Here is an 18,480-nt window from a genome sequence, read left to right as displayed (position 1 = left end):
TCGATCAGGCGATAGCCGGATGAGCCCGGTACTCGCCGCCCCTGGCCAGAATCGCCCATACGATTCTGGCCATTTTGTTGGCTAGCGCGCAGGCGACAACGTTGCCATGACGGCGACGCAGCAGCGCTTGCACCCAGATACCCAATGCATCGGTACGGCGCTCGACGTAACGCATGACGGCTCTTGCGCCTTGAATCAGCAAACATCGCAGGCGCTTGTCGCCTCGCTTGCTGATACCGAGCAAGGTCGGGCGTCCTCCCGTCGAATGCTGACGAGGTACCAACCCCAACGAAGCAGCGAAGTCGCGAGCACGTTTGAACGCATGCACATCACCGGCCATCGCCAGCAGATTGCTGGCCGTGATCGGACCGACTCCGGGGATCGTCATGAGCCGCTGCCCCGCGTTGTCCTCAGCGAGTTGGCGCTTGAGTTCGCCGTCGCACTGGGCGATCTCCTCGCTGAGTTGGCCATATCGCCGATGCAAGCGCTGCAGGATCGCCACCAGCCGGGGCGGCAGTGTCGATGCTGGATCATCGAGCAAGATTGGCAGGCGGGTAATGGCAAGCGCGCCGACCGGCAAGCTGATACCGAATTCGAGCAGGAACGCGTGAGCCTGGTTGATCGTGGCGGTGCGCTCGCTCACCAGTGCTTCGCGTACTCGATGCAGCGCCATCAGCGCCTGCTGATCCGGCGTCTTAACTGCCACAAAGTGCATGCTGGGGCGAGAAGCGGCCTCGCAAATTGCTTCGGCATCGGCGAAGTCGGTCTTGTTGCCCTTCACAAAGGGGCGGACAAATTGCGGCGCGATCAGGCGTACCTGATGCCCGAACACCTGCAGTTTGCGCGCAAGCCAGTGCGCACCCGCGCAGGCCTCCATGGCGATTGTGCTGGCTGGACAACCCGCCAGCAACACCAGCAACTGAGCACGCGTCACCTTCTTGCGCCAGACTTCGTGACCGTGACGGTCCTGCGCATGTAGAAAGAAGCAGTGCTTGCCTAGATCGATCCCGATCAACGTCGCGGTGCCCATGATGATCTCCCAGAAAGGAAACGGCCCGATCAGCGTACGCTGATCGGGCCGTTTCGGTCAGGCTGACCATCTCATTAAAGCGCGAACCATTTGAACTGACCCCACAAAGTTGGACAGTTTAAGAAGGCTAGGCGCCCAAGGGCTGAGTTCTGTATTGAACGGGACTCAGCCCTTTTAGTTTGAGCTTGATGCGATCGTGGTTGTAGTAATGGATGTAGCGATCCAACGCATCGCGTAACTGTTCGACGCTAGCAAAGCGTTGCAGCCTGTAGCACTCTGACTTGAGCGTACCGAAGAAGCTCTCCATCGCGGCGTTGTCCAAGCAGTTGCCTTTGCGTGACATGCTCTGCGTCAACGCGTGCTGGCCAAGCAGCCGACGATACGCTGGCATCTGATACTGCCAGCCCTGATCCGAATGCAGCAGCGGTCGATCCTTGCGTCCAAGCTTGGTCAGCGCCTTCTTCAGCATACGGCTGACCATCTCGAAGCTTGGCCGTCGATCCATCTGATAGGCGACGATCTCCCCGTTGTACAGATCCATCACTGGCGACAGGTACAGCTTCTGGCCACCGACGTTGAACTCAGTCACGTCGGTTACCCATTTCTGATTCGGGCGCTCGACATCGAACTTGCGCTGCAGCAGATTAGGCGCGACACGACCAACTTCGCCTCGCCAGGAGCGGTATTTCTTTGGGCGCACCAAGGACTTCAGTCGCAATTGTCCCATCAGTCGTTGCACGGTCTTATGGTTGATCGCGTGTCCTGCCTGCCGGATTGTGGCGGTGATTCGCCGATAGCCGTAACGACCTTGGTGATGCTCGTACACGGTCCGGATCCTGGCTTTGAGATCGGCATGTCGATCACCGGCATCCAGCACCTTCAACTGATAGTAGAACGTGCTGCGCGCCAGATCTGCTGCTTTCAGAAGGGCTGCTATCGGATGGCATTGCCTGAGCTCGCGCACTATTTGCGCTTTTTCTTTGGCGCTGCTTGCTCCTTTGATCGCAGCAGCGCATCGAGCTTTTTTAGGTACGCCACCTCCGCACGCAGATATTCGTTCTCTTTGAGCAGGTCGTCGCGTGAGAGCGTGTCCGGCGTGCGTGCCTCATCGGGCTGCAGCGGGAACTCCGGTTTCATGTCTGGTTCAGGCTTCATGCTGGGCGGGCGTCCTCGTCGGCGAGGCTTCAGAGCATCTATACCGCCGTCATGATACAAGCGCACCCAAGTTGCCACGGTTCGGTCACCACGAATGTTGAATAGTGTCGCGACCTCGCGATACGAAAGCTCATCGCGCCACATACGCTGTAAAACCGAAAGCTTGAACTGCTCATCATAGTGGCTGTATTTCTTACTCAGTCCGGCATCGCCGTGCTCACGATACCGGGCGACCCACCGGTGCACTAGCGTATAGCTCAGGCCGTATCGCTTGCCCAACGCCTTCACCCCAGCGTTGCCGGCAAGGTACTCGTCTACGATTTGCCGCTTGAACTGCTCGTTGTACTTCGTCATGAAAAAACACCCCAAAGGTTGGATCGATGTCCAACTTTTGGGGTGCAGTTCAATTGCGGTTCGCGCTTTTTGTTGGGTCCGACGTTATCGCGGCGGCGGCGGCCGGATCATGGCCGCCGCATCCTTCAGCGCGTAATGCCGAGCCGCGCCTTCGCGTCGTCGTACTCGCGCTTCAGGCGCTCGACGAGCGCGCCCACGCTCGGCAGGTCGTCCATCAGGCCGACGCCCTGGCCGGCGCCCCAGATGTCCTTCCACGCCTTCGTCTTGTCGCCGCCGAAATTCATCTTGGTCTTGTCGGATTCCGGCAGCGCTTCCGGATCGAGGCCGGCCTTCTCGATGCTCTCGCGGATGTAGTTGCCGTGCACGCCCGTGAAGAGGTTCGTGTAGATGATGTCGGACGATTTCGCGTTCAGGATCGCGTGCTTGTAGTCGTCGATCGCGTGCGCTTCCTGCGTCGCGATGAAGCGCGTGCCCATGTACGCGAAATCGGCGCCCATCGCCTGCGCGGCGAGGATCGAGCCGCCGTTCGCGATCGAGCCGGACAGCACGATCGGACCGTCGAAGATCTTGCGGACTTCGCCGACGAGCGCGAACGGCGACGTCGTGCCCGCGTGGCCGCCGGCGCCGGCCGCGACCAGGATCAGTCCGTCGACGCCGGCTTCGAGCGCCTTCTGCGCGTGGCGCAGGTTGATCACGTCGTGCAGCACGATGCCGCCGTAGCTGTGCACCGCGTCGACGATCTCGCGCGCCGGTGCGCGCAGGCTCGTGATGAAGATCGGCACCTTGTGCTCGACGCAGACGCGCACGTCGTGCTCGAGCCGCGCGTTCGACTGGTGGACGATCTGGTTGACCGCGATCGGGCCGATCACCGCGTCCGGGTGTTGCGCCTTGTGGTCGGCGAGCGCCGACTGGATCTGCGTGAGCCACTCGTCGAGCAGTTCGGCCGGACGGGCGTTGAGCGCGGGGAACGAACCGACGATGCCCGCCTTGCATTGCGCGAGCACGAGTTCGGGGTAGCTGACGATGAACATCGGCGACGCGATGACGGGCAGCGTCAGGTTCTGCAGGACAGTGGGCAATGCCATGTGATGTCTCCAGTCTCCAGGGGCGGTCGGCACCCGCGCGGTCGCGCTGACGCCGACACCATGCTTTGCGTTTCGAACGGTGATTCGAGTGTAGCTGCGGAACGACTTCGTTCGCTCATATTAATACGAACGGTCGTGCGATTCTACGCGAGCTTAACAAACTGCGCGGTGTGGCGGCAATCGAGTGAGTGTTCTCTTTCTACGGATTCTGGCGGCTACCCCGCTGTGAAGACGCGCAAGCGCTCCTAAAATAGCCGCCATAACAAACCAACGAGAAATAAACCATGTCGTTTGAGGCGTTTGCACCGTTTCGCGTGACGGTGCAGGACACCGACATCTTCGGTGTCAAAGGAGGCGCGGGCCCGCCGCTTCTGTTGCTGCACGGGCATCCGCAAACCCACATGATCTGGCATCGCGTTGCCGCGACGCTCGCGAATCACTTCACGGTGATCGCCACCGACCTGCGCGGATACGGCGCATCGGGCCGGCCGCCGAGCGACGCGCGGCACGTGCCGTATTCGAAACGTGCGATGGCGGCCGATCAGGTCGCCGTGATGCGGCATTTCGGCTTCGAGCAGTTCCACGTGTGTGCGCACGATCGCGGCGCGCGTGTCGCGCACCGGCTCGCGCTCGATCACGCGGACGCCGTCGAGCGGATGATGCTGCTCGACATCGCGCCGACGCTCGCGATGTACGAGAAAACCGATCGCGCGTTCGCGACCGCGTATTTCCACTGGTTCTTCCTGATCCAGCCGGAGCCGCTGCCCGAGATGCTGATCGGCGCGCATACCGATGCGTATATCGAACGCGTGATGGGCAACCGGTCCGCCGGGCTCGCGCCGTTCGCGCCCGAGGCGCTCGACGCGTACCGTGCCGCGCTCGCGCAGCCGGGCGCCGTGCATGCGATGTGCGAGGACTACCGGGCGTCGGCGACGATCGATCTCGAGCACGACCGTGCGGATCTCGAACGCGGCAACAAGGTCGCGTGCCCGCTGCGCGTGCTGTGGGGCGCGAACGGGGTCGTCGGCCGCTGCTTCGATCCGCTCGACGAATGGCGGCGCGTCGCACGCGACGTCAGCGGCCGTGCGCTCGAGTGCGGTCACTACATTCCGGAAGAGGCGCCCGTCGCGCTGATCGACGAACTGCTCGCGTTCTTCGAGGCGCGCGACCCGGCCGCATAAGGGCCGCGCACGGGCGGCGCGGGCCGGCCGCTCAGCGGTGCGCGCCGTCGTCCTCGGCGAGCGGCGGCAGGCGGCGCGGCACGGGCGTCGATTTCACGATCGCGGTGCTCGTCTCCGCGCGCTCCGTCACCTTCGACAGGATGTCGTCGAGGTGCTCGATCGTGCGCAGGTAGAGCCGGCAGATGAAGCAGTCCTCGCCGGTCACCTTGTCGCATTCGACGAATTCGGGAATCCGCCGCAACAACTCCTCGACCAGATGCAACTGGCCGGGCAGCGGCTTCACGCGGACGATCGCCTGCAGCGTGTAACCCAGCGCGCGCGGGTCGAGCTCGACGGTGAACGCGGCGATCACGCCTTGCGCCTCGAGCCGCCGCACACGGTCGGCGGTCGCGGGTGCCGACAGCCCGATCTGCCGCGCGAGTTCGCTGGTTGCGATGCGCGCGTCGTCGGCAAGCGCCGCGAGGATCGCGCGGTCGGTCGCGTCGAGCGACGTGACGGCTGGCGGGGAAAGGCGTTTCGGCATGATTGCTTTGCTTTCGAAGGTGAATCGATTGTTTCACTTCAGTTTAGCCATGGTTGCGACGAAAGCAAGTTTCTAGAATCGAAGTCATCCACTCTCTTCAACGGAGTTCATGATGGCCTCGAATGAAATGCGCCGCGGTGCCGCCGAGATGATCGTCGCGATGATGATGTCCGGCACGATCGGCTGGCTGGTGATGTCGTCGAAGCAGCCGCTGACGAACGTCGTGTTCTTCCGCTGCCTGTTCGGCGCGGCGACGCTCGCGATCGTCTGCGCGGCGTTCGGCTTCCTGCGCCGCTCGCTGTTCTCGCCGCGGATGCTCGCGCTCGCGACGCTCGGCAGTGTCGCGATCGTCGCGAACTGGCTGTTGCTGTTCGCCGCCTATTCGCGCGCGTCGATCTCGATGGCGACCGCCGTCTACAACACGCAGCCGTTCATGCTCGTCGCGCTTGGCGCGATCGTGTTCCGCGAACGGATCTCCGCGTCGACGATCGCGTGGCTCGCGCTTGCGTTCGCCGGGCTCGTCTTCGTGGTGCGCGTCGAGCCAGCCGTGCTCGCAGTGCCGGGCGAATATCTGGAAGGCGTCGCGCTGTCGCTCGGCGCGGCATTCCTGTATGCGATCTCGTCGATCGTCACGAAGCACCTGAAGGGCACGCCGCCGCATCTGCTCGCGCTGCTGCAGGCCGGTCTCGGCGTCGTGCTGCTCGCACCGTTCGCGCACTTCGGCACGTTGCCGGCGACCGCCGCGCAGTGGCTCGACCTCGTCGTGCTCGGCGTCGTGAACACGGGCCTGATGTATGTGCTGCTGTACGGCGCGATCCAGAAGCTGCCGACTGCAATGACCGGTGCGCTGTCGTTCGTCTATCCGGTCGTCGCGATCGTCGTCGATCACGTCGCGTTCGGGCAGACGCTCGCGTGGACGCAGGTGTTCGGCGCGCTGCTGATCCTGCTCGCGGCGGCCGGCGTGAATCTCGGCTGGCGCATCGTGCCCGTGCGTCGCGCGGCGGTCGGCAACTGAAACGATCGTACGATTCGGCGCCGCTACGGGGCCGCGCCGCGGCTTGCCTGGGGTGTTAATCGACAACGAGGATTGCGTGCGGACTGCTCACGAATGGGGCCCGCGCGCACGCGTGAAAGACGCTGTAAGAAGTTGTAGGGAAACACCCGATGCGATGCGGCCGCGTCGCTCGTATGATGCGGGCTGTGACGTTGATCACGTTCACAGGATTCCGATCTCGACGCCGTTCGCCCGTGAGGCTGAACGGCTTTTTTTTATGTCTCGCTGCCGGCGATCAGACGCCGCCGCGCATCGAGCCGCGCGAGCAGCGCGCGCCTCGCGTCGTCGTCCGACGCACGCCACGCCTTGATCTCGCCGCGCGTGCGCAGGCAGCCCGCGCACCAGTCGGTGCGCGGATCGATCCTGCAGACGTCCGTGCACGGCGATGCGACCGTGCCGACTACCACTGCCACCGGCACGTCGCTCATGCCTGGTCCCGCAACGCGACATCCGCGACCGGCGCGCCCGTCAGCGACACGAGTTCGTGCGGCGACAGGTTGAACACCGCGTGCGGATGGCCGGCGGCGGCCCACAGGCTGTCGAGCTCGAGCAGGTCGGCGTCGATCAGCGTGACGGGTTCGACGAGATGGCCGATCGGGCAGACGCCGCCGATCGCATAACCGGTGTTGTCGCGCACGAACTTCGCGTCCGCGCGGCCGACCGCGCCGACCTGCGCGGCGACCTTCTTCTCGTCGACCCGGTTGACGCCGCTCGCGACCACCAGCACGGGCGCGCCGTCCGACTGCCGGCGAAACAGGATCGACTTCGCGATCTGCGCGACCGAGCAGCCGAGCCCGGCTGCGGCCTCGGCCGAGGTCTTGCCGGTTTCGGCGAGCATCACGATGCCTTTCGCATGTCCGCGCTCGCGCAGCAGCAGCGCGACGCGCCGCGCGGAATCAGGGAGGGAATCGAATGAAGCAGGTGTCGTCATAGTGAGGAATCCATGGAATGCCGGGGTCAGACGCAGTTCGCGGCGTCGGCCGCGCTCTGCGCCTTGGCGATCAGCGCGCGGCCGGCGCGCGACACGTTCGTGCGGCCGATCGCGTTCGAGATGAAGTCGCCGGCGGCCACCACCTGCGCGAGATCGACGCCCGTGTCGATGCCGAGGCCCTGCAGCAGGTACAGCACGTCCTCGGTCGCGACGTTGCCGGTCGCGCCCTTCGCGTACGGGCAGCCGCCGAGGCCGGCGACCGACGCGTGGAAGATCTCGATCCCTTCGAACAGCGCCGCGTAGATGTTCGCGAGCGCCTGGCCGTAGGTGTCGTGGAAGTGGCCCGACAGGCGTTCGCGCGGGAACACGCGCGTGACGGCCGAGAGCACTTCGCGCGTGCGGTTCGGCGTGCCGACGCCGATCGTGTCGGCGATGTCGATCTCGTCGCAGCCGAGCGCCGCGAAGCGTTCGACGACGTCGACGACCGACGCGACCGGCACCTCGCCCTGGTACGGGCAGCCGAGCGCGCACGACACGCTGCCGCGCAGCCGCAGGCCCGCATCCTTCGCGGCCTTCGCGACGGGCTCGAAGCGCGCGATGCTCTCGGCGATGCTGCAGTTGATGTTCCGCTGCGAGAACGCCTCGCTTGCCGCGCCGAAGATCACGACTTCGTCGGCGCGCGCGGCGAGCGCGTTCTCGAAACCCTTCAGGTTCGGCGTGAGCACCGAGTACACGGTGCCCGCGCGGCGCTCGATGCCGGCCATCACGTCGGCGCCGTCGGCCATCTGCGGCACCCATTTAGGCGATACGAACGACGCGGCCTCGATGTTGCGGAAGCCGGCGCGCGACAGGCGGTCGACGAGCGCGATCTTCACGTCGGTGGGCACGAAGGTTTTCTCGTTCTGCAGCCCGTCGCGCGGGCCGACTTCGACGATCTTGACGGCGGTGGGGAACGTCATGGTTGTCTCCTGGTTCCTGATATCTGTGCAAGGCGGAATTCAATAGCCGCGCGCGTAGTCGACGATGCCGCCGACGCGCTCGCCGCGTTCGAATGCGCGGATCTTGCCGGCGATCTGTTCGATGGCCTCCGCGCGCAATGTCTCGGCCGAGCTGTGCGGCGTGATGGTGATACGCGGAGCGCGCCAGAACGGATGGTCTTCCGGCAGCGGCTCGCGATGGAACACGTCGAGCGTCGCCGCGGCGATCCGGCCGCTCTCGAGCGCGTCGAGCAGGTCGGCCTCGACGAGATGCGCGCCGCGCGCGACGTTGACGACATACGCGCCGGGCGCGAGCCGCGCGAACGTGCGCGCCGACAGGATGCCGTCCGTGTCGGGCGTGCTCGGCAACAGGTTGACGAGCACCTTCGCGCCGTCGATGCACGCGTCGAACGCTCCGTCGCCGGCGAAGGTCGTGACGCCGGCGAGCTGCTTCGCGCTGCGGCTGTAACCGCGCACGGGCAGGCCGAGCGCGGCGAGCGCGAGCGCGACCTGCGCGCCGAGCACGCCGAGGCCGAGCACGGCGACGGTGAAGCTCGCGCGCGGATGCGGTTCGAGCGGGTGCCAGCGGCGCTCGCGCTGCTGCGCGTCGTATTCGTCGAAGCGGCGCAGGTAGCGCAGCACTGCATGCGTCACGTATTCGACCATCTGCTGCGCCATGCCCGAATCCTCGAGCCGCACGAGCGGCACGTGCGGCGGCAGCGTGCCCGGATGCGCGCGGTCGAGGGCAAGCAACGCGTCGACGCCCGCACCGAGGTTGAAGATCGCGCGCAGGCCGTCGCGCGGCGCGAAGAACTCGCGCGGCGCGCGCCAGACGAGCGCGTAGTCGGCGGCGGCCGTGTCTCCTGGCTGCCATGCGCGCAGTTCGGCTTCCGGCAGCGCGTGCGCGATCTCGTCGCGCCACGCGCCGGCTTCCTGATGAGGCGAATAAAAAAGGATCCTCATCGCGTGATTTCGCGCACGCCGGTGCGGCGCGTCGCGGGACAGGCAGGATGGAACGGGCGCAGCGCGCCGGCGGGCGTAGCGGACATCGGGGCGTCTCCTGACGACCGGGCCCGGCGCGTCGGCGCCCGGTCCGGTTCCGTGTGAAGCTGACGGGAAGCCCACATTCTACGGTTTCGCGGCGCATCGCGCGCCGGTGCGCGGACGGGCCGCCCGGCGCGGGGTGGCCCGCCCCGGGTCGCCGCCCCGCGGACGGCCGCCCCGCGCAAAAGCAAAGCACAAAATATTGGTTCGGCCGCCGGATACGGCGCGCCACAATCGAACCCCGTCTTCAAGCAAGCGAGGGCAATCATGCGCGCATGCAGCAAATCGGCGTGGCCGCCGAGGCTCGTCACCGTTCCGGGCCTGCACGGCAGCGAAGGCGCTCACTGGCAGACCTGGCTGGAACGACAGTTCCCGCGCTCGCTGCGGGTCGAGCAGGACGACTGGGATGCACCCGATCTCGTGCGCTGGGCGCAATCCGTGCGCGCGCTGCTCGACCGCGAGCGCGGCCCGTTCGTGCTGGCCGCGCACAGCTTCGGCTGCCTCGCGACCGCGCATGCGCTCGCGCAGTGGCCGCATGCCGGCGACGTCGCGGGCGTGCTGTTCGTCGCGCCCGCCAGCCCCGCGAAATTCAAGTTCGCCGGGCCGTTCGACGCGCGCCGGCTCGCGGCGCCGTCGATCGTGATCGGCAGCGAGACCGATCCGTGGATGCCGCTCGCCGATGCGCGCACGCTCGCGCAGCGCCTGGGCAGCGCGTTCGTGAACCTCGGCGACGCCGGGCACATCAACACGGCCGCCGGCTTCGGGCCGTGGCCGCGCGCGAAGTACTTCATCGACACGCTGGTGCACTGCGCGGCGCCGCTGCGCTTTCGCGAGACGACGGACGAGGCCGGCGAAACGTCAATTGTCCTTTCCGAAACCGAATTGAGCCTGGAGCGCTCTGTGGTTCTGTTCGGTTGATCGTTGAGTACTGGACCATTCTAAGGGCAGTAATTCAGGCAGCATGCGATTTTGCGAGGCTCCAGACGTCGTTGTGGACCGGGTACATGCGTCGCAGCACGACGAACATCACCGGCTCCGACGACTGACCATACTCGCGCTCGACTTTGGTCAGCACGTCCCGATTGGCAGCCGTGTAGCGTCGCACAAAAGGCATTCGACGAAGCCCGTCTGACGCGCATCAGTGTCTTGAAATTGATCGAGTGCTTCACCAGCCGTGTGACATGGGCGCGGCTGACGCCGCGAAAGCGACGCAAATACAGTAGCACCAGCCCGCGATCGGCTGCGCTTGAGGGGGCGGTAACTCAAGGGCGCCAGAACCGACGCGATCCACGTGCATCGCGCCTGTGCGTTCGCGGGCGGCGTGAGTTCCAGTGTCCGGGTACCGTCGAGCACGGCACTCATTTGCTCAACGGTGCAGATTCTTGTCTTGTCCAAATCGTTGATCACCTGACAGATGACCAACCATCTCCGATAGCCTGCGGCCCATCTGCAGTCAACTCCTGGCTCACTTCCCATTCAGTCTCGACGCCCGATGCAATTGAGCGCTTGCGGGCTCATTTGCCGTTGGATAGTACTGTTATGGATGATTTGCGTCGAATTGGATGATTTGCTATAGGCCGCGAAGAATCTATTTCGGATTATTCGTATTAAAGATTGCAATGAAATCGAGCAACCCCGGGATTTCTGAAACTTGAATGCATGCCGAACGAAATCCGACGGGTTGTGTTTGCACACCGGTGGAGCATAAGCATGAAGCGTGAGGGCTGGATTATTCTGTTGCGACTACTTCTGACTTTCTTGTTGTTCCTCGGCGTTCATCGGCTGTTGGAACGCTTTGCTGTTGATGTTGTGCTGCATTACATCGATGCGATTTCCGCAGTGGTTGCGGCGTTGCTCGGTGAATTCTTTTATCGAAGTTTTTCGAATATACGGGGAAAAATATAATGACGCATGAAATCCATTTTAACAAAGCAGAGGTTTTCATCGCGGGCGCACCGACGATGTTCGGTCATTGGGGGCCAAGAGAGCTCACCCGTGACGAATTGTCCACGGTGAGTGGTGCTGGCAATATTCCGGGGGCGATAATGGGCGGGTTGCAGGGGGCGGTAGTCGGTGGCGTAACGAGCGCTGCAGGCGCAATGGCCATCGGAGGTCATTGGCCGTCTGCCGGTATTGCCGGCATGGTCAGCGGCGGGCTCGGCGGAGCCTTCGCTGGCTTTACTGGCGGCCCTCGCTGACCGAACGGCAGGCGGGCGAGTGGCGCGTCTGCCGAACGGCGCCCCGGTCACATTGCTGGCCGGGGCGCCGCATTTTCTCATGTACCGCGGGCTTTCTTTGGCGGGACGAGAATCGCCGGCTTGCGCGTATGCGCTATGCCGTGACGGGCTGCACCGCGGCCGGATCCGAATAGCTCGGCCGGCCGTTCTCGACGTGGCCCGCGAAACGGCGCGAGAACGTGCCGTTCGCGCCGTCGCTCACCGTCACGTCATACCATTGGTGGCTCGATGCGAGCGCCCACTGCTCGACGCGCTCGTCGCCGCCGTGCAGCGTGACCTGCCGCGCCGGCGCACCGTACGCGTTGTCGGTCAGCGTCAGCGTGACGTGGGCTCCGCCATGGTTGTGCAGCTTCAGGTACAAATTCCCGTTCGCGACGTCGTAGCCGGCCTTCACCTCCGGCTGCGCGGGCTTGCGATGAGGCGCGGTTCCGGCCGACACGTTGCCCGAGAACACGCGCACGAAGCCGTTCGGCCCGTACACCGAGAACGCATATGCGCCGTTCGTCACCGTCAGGTCGAAATCCGCATGCAGCAGGCGGCGCGCGCCGACCGTATAGCGCCACGGGCCGTCGGTGCGGTTCGTCGAATACACGTGGAAGTGCGCGCCCTGGTTGCCGCGGTTCGCGAACTCGATGCGCAGCGTGTTCCCGCCGTAGACGCTCGCGTTCACGTGAAGCTCGTACGGCAGCGCGCGCGCCGGCCGCACGCCGGGCTCCTGCGGGGCGACCGGCGACGGCGTCGCGGGCACGGTCGGCGCGGGCTGCGACGTGCACTGCTGGTCCGCGATCGAGCGGTACTGGCTCGTGTCGGGCAGCGGCGGGAACGACGCGTCGGACGAGCGGAAGTCGAATGCGGCGGTGAGGTCGCCGCAGATCGTGCGGCGCCACGGCGTGATGTTCGGTTCGTCGACGCCGAAACGCTCGCCGATGAAGCGGATCACCGACGTGTGGTCGAACACCTGCGAGCACACGAAGCCGCCTTTCGTCCACGGCGACACGACCGTCATCGGCACGCGCGGCCCGAGGCCGTACGGCAGCCCGTCGGCCGTGTAGCTGCCGCCGCGGCCGGGGTTCACGACCGTGTGCAGCTCGCCGTCGGTCGTCACGGTCGATGCACCCTGCGCGGCCGACGTCGGCGGCTGCGGCGGCACGATGTGGTCGAAGAAGCCGTCGTTCTCGTCGTACATGATGAACAGCACGGTCTTGCGCCACACGTCCGGATTCGACGTGAGCGCGTCGAGGATCTGCGACGTGTAGTTCGCGCCGTATGCGGGCGTGTATTTCGGATGCTCGGAGAACGCCGCGGGCGGGCACAGCCACGACACCTGCGGCAGCCGGTCGTTGATCACGTCGTCCTTCAGGTTGTCGAGCGTGCGCACCGTCTGCGCGCGCTGGTACAGCGACGAACCCGGCTTCGCGTTGATGAAGTTCGCGAAGTTCTGCAGGACGTTCGTGCCGTAGTTGCCGTTGTACGGATCGTTGCCCGTCGTGCCCTGCTGGTAGATCTGCCACGACACGCCGTGTGCCTCGAGGCGCTCGGGGAAGGTCGTCCACGACAGCAGCTGGTAGGCGGGCGGCCCGTCGCCGTCGACATAGTCGCTGTTGTCGAGCAGCGGGCCGCCGAACTTGCCGGTCGGGTCGACCGTGCCGGTCATCAGGTACGAACGGTTCGGGTGCGTCGGGCCCGGCAGCGAGCAGAAGTAGTTGTCGCACACGGTGAACGCATCGGCGAGCGCGTAGTGGAACGGGATGTCCTCGCGCACGTGATAGCCCATCGTCATGTCGGTCTTGTTCGCGGGCCACTGGTCGTAGCGGCCGCCGTCGATCGCCGCGTGCGTCTTGTACCACGAGTGGTCGAGGTCGCCCACGCACTGCGCGCTCGTCGTCAGCGTATTCAGCCGGAACGGCAGCACGGGCTTGCCCGGATCGGCCTTCGACGGCTGGTACCACACCGGCTTGCCGTTCGGCAGCGGAATCGGGAAGCGGTCGTTGTAGCCGCGCACGCCGCGCAGGTGTCCGAAGTAATGATCGAACGAGCGGTTTTCCTGCATGAACACGACGATGTGCTCGACATCGCGGATCGTGCCGGTGCCGCGCGCGGCGGGAATCGCGAGCGCGCGGCGGATCGATTCGGGAAATGCATTGAGCGCAACGGCGGCGCCCGCGGATTGTGCGACGGTATGCAGGAAACGGCGGCGGCTCGATGACGGCATGTTGTTCACCTCGGTTCTGCGGTCAGGGGGACGGAAGCGGCGGAATCAGCCCGGCGACGACGCGGCGGCACTCGACGCGGCCGCGTTCATCGCGGGCTTCGCATCGTCGTCGTCATCGGGCGGGTAGTGCACGACCGGCGGCGCGAGCGGGGCGGCATCGGACGCGGCGGCGTTCGCGGATGCCTCGTTGTTGAACGCGCTGGCGGAGCCGGCCGATGCGCCGGCCTGCTGCGAGGCGTCGGTCGCGTGCGCATCGTGCTGCGCGTCATCGCTGCAGGCGGCGACGAAAGCGGCGGCACACAGAACGACGGCGACGAAAACGCGACGCATGACTTCTCTCCTGGCAGGCTGATCGGGAAACGTTCTCGAGTATGCCGAAGCGATGCGACGTTTCGGTGAATCGTTTGCGACCGGTGCGTGATCGCGAAATGCTTTCGCCAAGCCGACTAATTGCTTTCGCGCGTGCGCGTGCGGGCGGCGTGCGGCCATCGCCGCGTGCCGCCTGTCAGCGTCGCGGCGTTTTGCGCCGCACCTCGCTGCGCAGCCAGTCGAGCCAGGTGCGGATCGCCGCTTCGTGCGGATGGCCGGGGCGCCACACGACGTAGTGTGCATACACGTCGGTCACGCGCACCGTCGACACGCGCACCAGCGTGCCGTCCGCGAGTTCGGGTTCGATCAGCGAGCGACGCGCGAGCGCGACGCCGCGTCCTTTCAGCGTCGCGTCGATCAGCGCGTTCGTATCGGTGAAACGTGGCGCGCGCGCGGATTCGGTGAGGTCGAGCCGTGCGGCCTGGAACCACGGTTCCCACGGCTGCGCCGGGTGGCGCAACAGCGTCGCGCGCACGAGGTCGGCCGGCGCGCGCGGTGCGATGCCGTCGCGATTGCGGTACGCGGGGCTCGCGACCGGGAAGATCGTCTCGTTCATCAGCTTCTCGGCGACGACGCCCGGCCACGTGCCGGGCCCGTAGCGCAGCGCGACGTCGATGCGGTCGCGCTTGCGCAGCGGCGCGAGCGCCACGTCCGGATGCAGCGCGATCGCGATGTGCGGATGCGCGGCCGCGAAGCGCGGCAGGCGCGGCGCGAGCCAGCGCTCGGCGACGCTCGGCAGCACGCTGACGTTCAGCGTGACGTCGCGGGTGCGCGGGCGGCTGCGCATGGCGAGCGCCGGCTCGAATGCGCGTTCGAGCACGCTCAGGCCCTGGCGCACCTGCAGCGCGAGCGCATGCGCGGCCTGCGTCGGGGTCGCGCCGTTGCGCTCGCGCGTGAAGAGCGGATAACCGAGCTGCGCCTCGAGCGCGCGGATGTGCTGGCTGACCGCGCCTTGCGTGAGCGCGAGTGCATCGGCCGCGCGCGTGAAGCTCTGCAGCCGCACGGCGGTCTCGAACGCACGCAGCGTCTGCAGTGGAGGAAGGTGGATGCGTCGCATGCGGGTATTAGTAACACTAATGTCCGAGCACGACAATTCATCGTTTGCGGCGCACGGGCACGCGTTCCTACACTCGGTTCCGTCTTCCACAGCCCCGTCGGGCCACACCACCATGAACGCATATCGTCTCTATCTTTCGCCGGGCGCCTGCTCGCTGGCCGCTCACATCGCGCTGGAGGAAACCGGCGCGCCGTTCGACGTCGAGATCGTCTCGGTGCAGAAGCAGCAGAACCTCGAAGCGCGTTATCTCGCGATCAACGCGAAGGCACGCGTGCCCGTGCTCGCGATTCCGGGCGAACCGCGCGTGCTGACCGAAACGCCCGCGATCCTCACGTATCTCGCGCGCCGTTATCCGGACGCGCAATTGCTGCCGCTCGGCGATCCGCTGCGCGAGGCGCGTTGCCATGAATGGCTCGCCTGGCTGGTCGGCTGGGTGCATGGCGTCGGTTACGGCGCGCTGTGGCGGCCCGGCCGCTTCATCGGCGATCCGGCCCTGCACGGTGCGGTCAGCGAGCACGGTCGCGGCGTGATCGAAACCGCGAACGCGTCGATCGAAGCCGCGCTCGCCGACGGCCGCACGTGGGGCGAGCCGGGCGCGCATTCGATCGTCGATCCGTTCCTGTTCGTGCTGTATCGCTGGGGTGTCGCGATCGGACTCGACATGGCGCGGCATCCCGCGTGGACCGCGCATGCGCAGCGCGAGGCCGAACGGCCGGCCGCGCGGCGTGCGCTGGCGCGCGAGGCGGGCTGACGCAGCGGCGGGCGTCGCGGTGTTTGCCACGACGCCCGCAAGCAACGCGCGGTTGCTATCGCGCGGCGAACAGCGGGTAGGTCGCGCCCGCGACCAGCGCGGCCGCGAGCCACACCACGCTCCACGAACTGACGGCGAGCAGCGGCGGAATCGCGAGCGGCGTCGCGAACAGCCCGAGGTAGACGATCGTGTTCGCCATCCCGAGCGCGGTGCCCGCGTGGTTCGCGCCCGCGAGCGTCGCGAGCTCCGTGTACGCGACGCCGTGCCACGCCGATACGCAGATGCCGGCGAACACGAGAATCGCGACGATCGCCGCGAGCGGCACGTGCGCGCTGCCGGCCGTCGCGGCCGCGAGCAGCGTGAACGACCCGGCCGCGACGAGCACCGAACCGCGCAGGTACGCACGCCGGTTGCCGTGCCGGTCGGTATGGCGGCCGCTCCAGACACGCATCACCATCGCGCCGAGCTGCAGCGCGACCATCGCTGCGCTGATGCCGGCGAGGCCGAGCCGGCCGAAGTCGTGCAGGAACACCGTCGCGAACGTGAGCACCGCGAACTGCGGCGCACACAGCGCGCCGATGCCGAGCACGATGCGCCACACGGCGCCGCTTGCGAGCGGGCTGCGCGAGTGCCGCGCAGGCTGATGTTGTTGCTCGATCGGGCGAGGCGCGGCGACGTGCGCGGCAGCCGGTGCGGCGGGTGGCTCGTGCAGCCAGCGCCAGGTCAGCGCGGCCGATCCCGCGCACAGCAGCATCAGCGCGCCGAACACCGCGGCGAAACCCAGATGCGACGCGAGCGACGGCAGCAGCGCCGCGCCGACGCCGCCGCCGAGCGGCACGGCGGTCTGCCGGATGCTCATCGCGAGCCCGCGTTCGCGTTCGCCGAACCAGCGCATCACCGCGCGCCCGCTCGACCCGTTCACGCTGCCGCCGAGCAGGCCGACGCCGCACATCGCCACGACGACGCGCATCAGCGGCGGCACCGCGTGCGCGGTCGGGACGATCGTGCACACCATCAACGCGAGCATCGCGGCCGTCGCGACGAGCCCGGTCAGCAGCACGCGGCGATCGCCGAAGCGGTCGGCGGCGATCCCCCACGGCAGCTCGGATAGCGCGACGCCGAAGCCGAGCGCGCCGAGCACGAGGCCGAGCGCGCCGTTGTCGAGGTGATAGGCCGTGCGCATCCACACGGCTGTGGTCGGAATGCCGGCCGCGGCGGCCGAAAAGCTCATGTTCGCGGCGACGCCGGCCGCCAGCACGCGCCAGCGATGGGCCGGGCCGCGCGTGGCGCGGACGGGCGAGGAGGGAGAAGCGATGCACGAGGTGTCCATGGCGGCAGTCCCGGTTGCAAATTGACATCGACAGTGTGGCGGCCTACATTCATCCTGAAAATCGGAAAGTTTTTGATGAATCGTTCGATAAAACGGGATGGTTGATATGTCCGGACAAGATATCCCGCGCGGCGGCGGCGAGTCGCTCGCGGTGCCCGATGCCGCGCTGGCCCGGCCCAACTTCGACGTGGCGGCGCTGCGCAGCCTCGTCGCGGGCGTGGATCTCGGCAGTTTTGCGAAGGCGGCCGACCGCGTCGCGCGTTCGTCGTCGGCGGTGAGCGCGCAGATCCGCAAGCTCGAGGAGCAGGCCGGCACGCCGCTGTTCGTGAAGGCCGGGCGCGGGCTCGCGCTGACCGACGCCGGCGACGCGATGCTGCGCTATGCGCGGCGGATGATCGAGCTGAACGACGAGGCGGCCGCGGCCGTGCGCGGCGTGAATCTCGACGGCTGGGTGCGGGTCGGGCTGCAGGAGGACTTCGGCGAGGCGATCCTGCCCGACGTGCTGGGGCGATTCGCGCGTGCGCATCCGAAGGTGAAGATCGAGGCGCGCGTGGCGCGCAATGCCGATCTGCTCGACCGGCTCGACGCGAACCAGCTCGATCTCGCGCTCGTGTGGGGCGATCCGGCGTCGGCGGCGTTTGTCGCGCGGACGGGGATCGACGGCGAAGTGATCGCGCAGGTGCCGATGCAATGGATCGGCGCGGCGGGCGCGGGCGGCTTCGGGGGGGCGGACGGCGGCGCGGAGGATGGCGCAGGCGGCGGTGCGGGAGAACCGGGCAGTCGTGCGGTGCGCGCGCCGGACGAGCCGCTGCCGCTCGTCGTGTTCGACCGGCCGTGCCGGTTCTTCGGCGCGGCGACCGGCGCGCTCGACCGCGCGGGCGTGCCGTGGCGCGTCGCGTTCACGACGCCGAGCCTTGCCGGCCTATGGGCCGCGGCGGCGGCCGGCCTCGGGCTGACGGTGCGCTCGCACTACGGGCTGCCCGCGTCGGTGCGCGTGCTCGACGCTTCGTCGTTCGGCCTGCCGGCACTGCCGAGCCTGCCGCTGATCCTGCTGCGGCGCACGTCGTCGGCGACGCCGACCGTCGACCGGCTCGCGCAGATCGTGACGCAGGCGGTGCGGGAGGCGACGGAGGGGGCGGCGGTGGCGCTGGCTGCGTGACAAGACGTTCGATTGCCGTTGCAGGCTGCGG

20 protein-coding genes are annotated in these 18,480 nt (G+C 66.9%); 7 read left to right on the top strand and 13 right to left on the bottom strand.

Annotated elements, in window-relative coordinates:
* Positions 1–4: 4 nt before the first annotated feature.
* The 3 genes from ACN22W_RS16470 to ACN22W_RS16460 all read right to left on the bottom strand — a co-directional run bounded on the left by ACN22W_RS16470 (position 5) and on the right by ACN22W_RS16460 (position 3,624).
* Positions 5–1,030, bottom strand: coding sequence for an IS110 family transposase (locus ACN22W_RS16470; protein WP_419685428.1), 1,026 nt, complete (start codon positions 1,028–1,030; stop codon positions 5–7).
* Positions 1,031–1,157: 127 nt separating this feature from the next.
* Positions 1,158–2,539 (bottom strand): IS3 family transposase gene (locus ACN22W_RS16465; RefSeq protein WP_419685427.1). Its coding sequence is split into 2 segments (ribosomal slippage): positions 1,158–2,059 and positions 2,059–2,539, totalling 1,383 coding nucleotides; the frame shifts between segments, so codons are not numbered across the junction.
* 125 nt (positions 2,540–2,664) lie between these two features.
* The gene (locus ACN22W_RS16460; RefSeq protein WP_129513128.1) at positions 2,665–3,624 is read right to left on the bottom strand and encodes an NAD(P)H-dependent flavin oxidoreductase; all 960 of its coding nucleotides are present in this window, start codon (positions 3,622–3,624) and stop codon (positions 2,665–2,667) included.
* A 284-nt stretch (positions 3,625–3,908) separates the two neighbouring features.
* On the opposite strand from ACN22W_RS16460, the gene ACN22W_RS16455 reads away from it, so the two are divergent.
* Positions 3,909–4,805, top strand: coding sequence for an alpha/beta fold hydrolase (locus tag ACN22W_RS16455; protein WP_419685426.1), 897 nt, complete (start codon positions 3,909–3,911; stop codon positions 4,803–4,805).
* Between the two features lie 31 nt (positions 4,806–4,836).
* On the opposite strand, the gene ACN22W_RS16450 is transcribed toward ACN22W_RS16455, so the two are convergent.
* Positions 4,837–5,328: an Lrp/AsnC family transcriptional regulator gene (locus ACN22W_RS16450; RefSeq protein WP_048247769.1), complete on the bottom strand. Its 492-nt coding sequence runs from the start codon at positions 5,326–5,328 to the stop codon at positions 4,837–4,839.
* A gap of 112 nt (positions 5,329–5,440) precedes the next feature.
* Between ACN22W_RS16450 and ACN22W_RS16445 the strand changes: the two genes are divergently transcribed.
* Entirely contained in the window at positions 5,441–6,343 is a 903-nt protein-coding gene (locus tag ACN22W_RS16445; RefSeq protein WP_193099281.1) for a DMT family transporter, read from the top strand.
* A gap of 254 nt (positions 6,344–6,597) precedes the next feature.
* On the opposite strand, the gene ACN22W_RS16440 is transcribed toward ACN22W_RS16445, so the two are convergent.
* The 4 genes from ACN22W_RS16440 to ACN22W_RS16425 are packed head-to-tail and all read right to left on the bottom strand — an operon-like array spanning position 6,598 to position 9,253.
* Positions 6,598–6,810, bottom strand: a complete 213-nt coding sequence (locus ACN22W_RS16440) for a DUF1289 domain-containing protein (protein WP_129513125.1) — start codon at positions 6,808–6,810, stop codon at positions 6,598–6,600.
* Positions 6,807–7,313, bottom strand: coding sequence for a YbaK/EbsC family protein (locus tag ACN22W_RS16435; RefSeq protein WP_048247763.1), 507 nt, complete (start codon positions 7,311–7,313; stop codon positions 6,807–6,809). The genes ACN22W_RS16440 and ACN22W_RS16435 overlap by 4 nt, the downstream gene beginning before the upstream one ends.
* Positions 7,314–7,339: 26 nt before the next feature.
* A complete protein-coding gene (locus ACN22W_RS16430; protein ID WP_129513124.1) occupies positions 7,340–8,272 on the bottom strand; it encodes a hydroxymethylglutaryl-CoA lyase in 933 nt (310 codons plus the stop codon).
* Positions 8,273–8,311: 39 nt separating this feature from the next.
* Complete coding sequence (locus ACN22W_RS16425; protein ID WP_419685425.1) at positions 8,312–9,253, bottom strand: 2-hydroxyacid dehydrogenase; 942 nt, start codon at positions 9,251–9,253, stop codon at positions 8,312–8,314.
* Positions 9,254–9,601: 348 nt separating this feature from the next.
* Here ACN22W_RS16425 and ACN22W_RS16420 point away from each other — a divergent pair, with 348 nt between their 5' ends.
* Positions 9,602–10,252, top strand: coding sequence for an RBBP9/YdeN family alpha/beta hydrolase (locus ACN22W_RS16420; RefSeq protein WP_412022906.1), 651 nt, complete (start codon positions 9,602–9,604; stop codon positions 10,250–10,252).
* A 34-nt stretch (positions 10,253–10,286) separates the two neighbouring features.
* Here ACN22W_RS16420 and ACN22W_RS16415 read toward each other — a convergent pair whose 3' ends face one another.
* Positions 10,287–10,409, bottom strand: coding sequence for a hypothetical protein (locus ACN22W_RS16415; protein ID WP_412022907.1), 123 nt, complete (start codon positions 10,407–10,409; stop codon positions 10,287–10,289).
* 635 nt (positions 10,410–11,044) lie between these two features.
* On the opposite strand from ACN22W_RS16415, the gene ACN22W_RS16410 reads away from it, so the two are divergent.
* Together ACN22W_RS16410 and ACN22W_RS16405 are read left to right on the top strand one after the other, a co-directional pair.
* Entirely contained in the window at positions 11,045–11,239 is a 195-nt protein-coding gene (locus ACN22W_RS16410; protein ID WP_419685424.1) for a hypothetical protein, read from the top strand.
* Positions 11,239–11,532 carry an ABC transporter permease gene (locus tag ACN22W_RS16405; protein WP_419685423.1) on the top strand — a complete coding sequence of 98 codons (294 nt, stop codon included), beginning with the start codon at positions 11,239–11,241 and terminating at the stop codon, positions 11,530–11,532. The genes ACN22W_RS16410 and ACN22W_RS16405 overlap by 1 nt, the downstream gene beginning before the upstream one ends.
* A 133-nt stretch (positions 11,533–11,665) precedes the next feature.
* On the opposite strand, the gene ACN22W_RS16400 is transcribed toward ACN22W_RS16405, so the two are convergent.
* The 3 genes from ACN22W_RS16400 to ACN22W_RS16390 all read right to left on the bottom strand — a co-directional run bounded on the left by ACN22W_RS16400 (position 11,666) and on the right by ACN22W_RS16390 (position 15,209).
* A complete protein-coding gene (locus ACN22W_RS16400) occupies positions 11,666–13,783 on the bottom strand; it encodes a phosphocholine-specific phospholipase C (protein WP_419685422.1) in 2,118 nt (705 codons plus the stop codon).
* 45 nt (positions 13,784–13,828) lie between these two features.
* Positions 13,829–14,113 carry a hypothetical protein gene (locus tag ACN22W_RS16395; protein ID WP_419685421.1) on the bottom strand — a complete coding sequence of 95 codons (285 nt, stop codon included), beginning with the start codon at positions 14,111–14,113 and terminating at the stop codon, positions 13,829–13,831.
* Positions 14,114–14,288: 175 nt separating this feature from the next.
* Positions 14,289–15,209: a LysR substrate-binding domain-containing protein gene (locus ACN22W_RS16390; RefSeq protein WP_419685420.1), complete on the bottom strand. Its 921-nt coding sequence runs from the start codon at positions 15,207–15,209 to the stop codon at positions 14,289–14,291.
* Positions 15,210–15,321: 112 nt separating this feature from the next.
* Here ACN22W_RS16390 and ACN22W_RS16385 point away from each other — a divergent pair, with 112 nt between their 5' ends.
* Positions 15,322–15,960: a glutathione S-transferase family protein gene (locus tag ACN22W_RS16385; RefSeq protein WP_419685419.1), complete on the top strand. Its 639-nt coding sequence runs from the start codon at positions 15,322–15,324 to the stop codon at positions 15,958–15,960.
* Positions 15,961–16,015: 55 nt separating this feature from the next.
* On the opposite strand, the gene ACN22W_RS16380 is transcribed toward ACN22W_RS16385, so the two are convergent.
* Complete coding sequence (locus ACN22W_RS16380) at positions 16,016–17,290, bottom strand: MFS transporter (RefSeq protein WP_419685418.1); 1,275 nt, start codon at positions 17,288–17,290, stop codon at positions 16,016–16,018.
* 106 nt (positions 17,291–17,396) lie between these two features.
* On the opposite strand from ACN22W_RS16380, the gene ACN22W_RS16375 reads away from it, so the two are divergent.
* Positions 17,397–18,449: a LysR substrate-binding domain-containing protein gene (locus tag ACN22W_RS16375; protein WP_419685417.1), complete on the top strand. Its 1,053-nt coding sequence runs from the start codon at positions 17,397–17,399 to the stop codon at positions 18,447–18,449.
* Positions 18,450–18,480 lie beyond the last annotated feature (31 nt).

It is taken from the genome of Burkholderia theae, assembly GCF_048565265.1.
Lineage (GTDB): Bacteria > Pseudomonadota > Gammaproteobacteria > Burkholderiales > Burkholderiaceae > Burkholderia > Burkholderia theae.
Note: the sequence above shows the minus strand (reverse complement) of the source record. Positions and strands in the feature narration are given on the sequence as shown.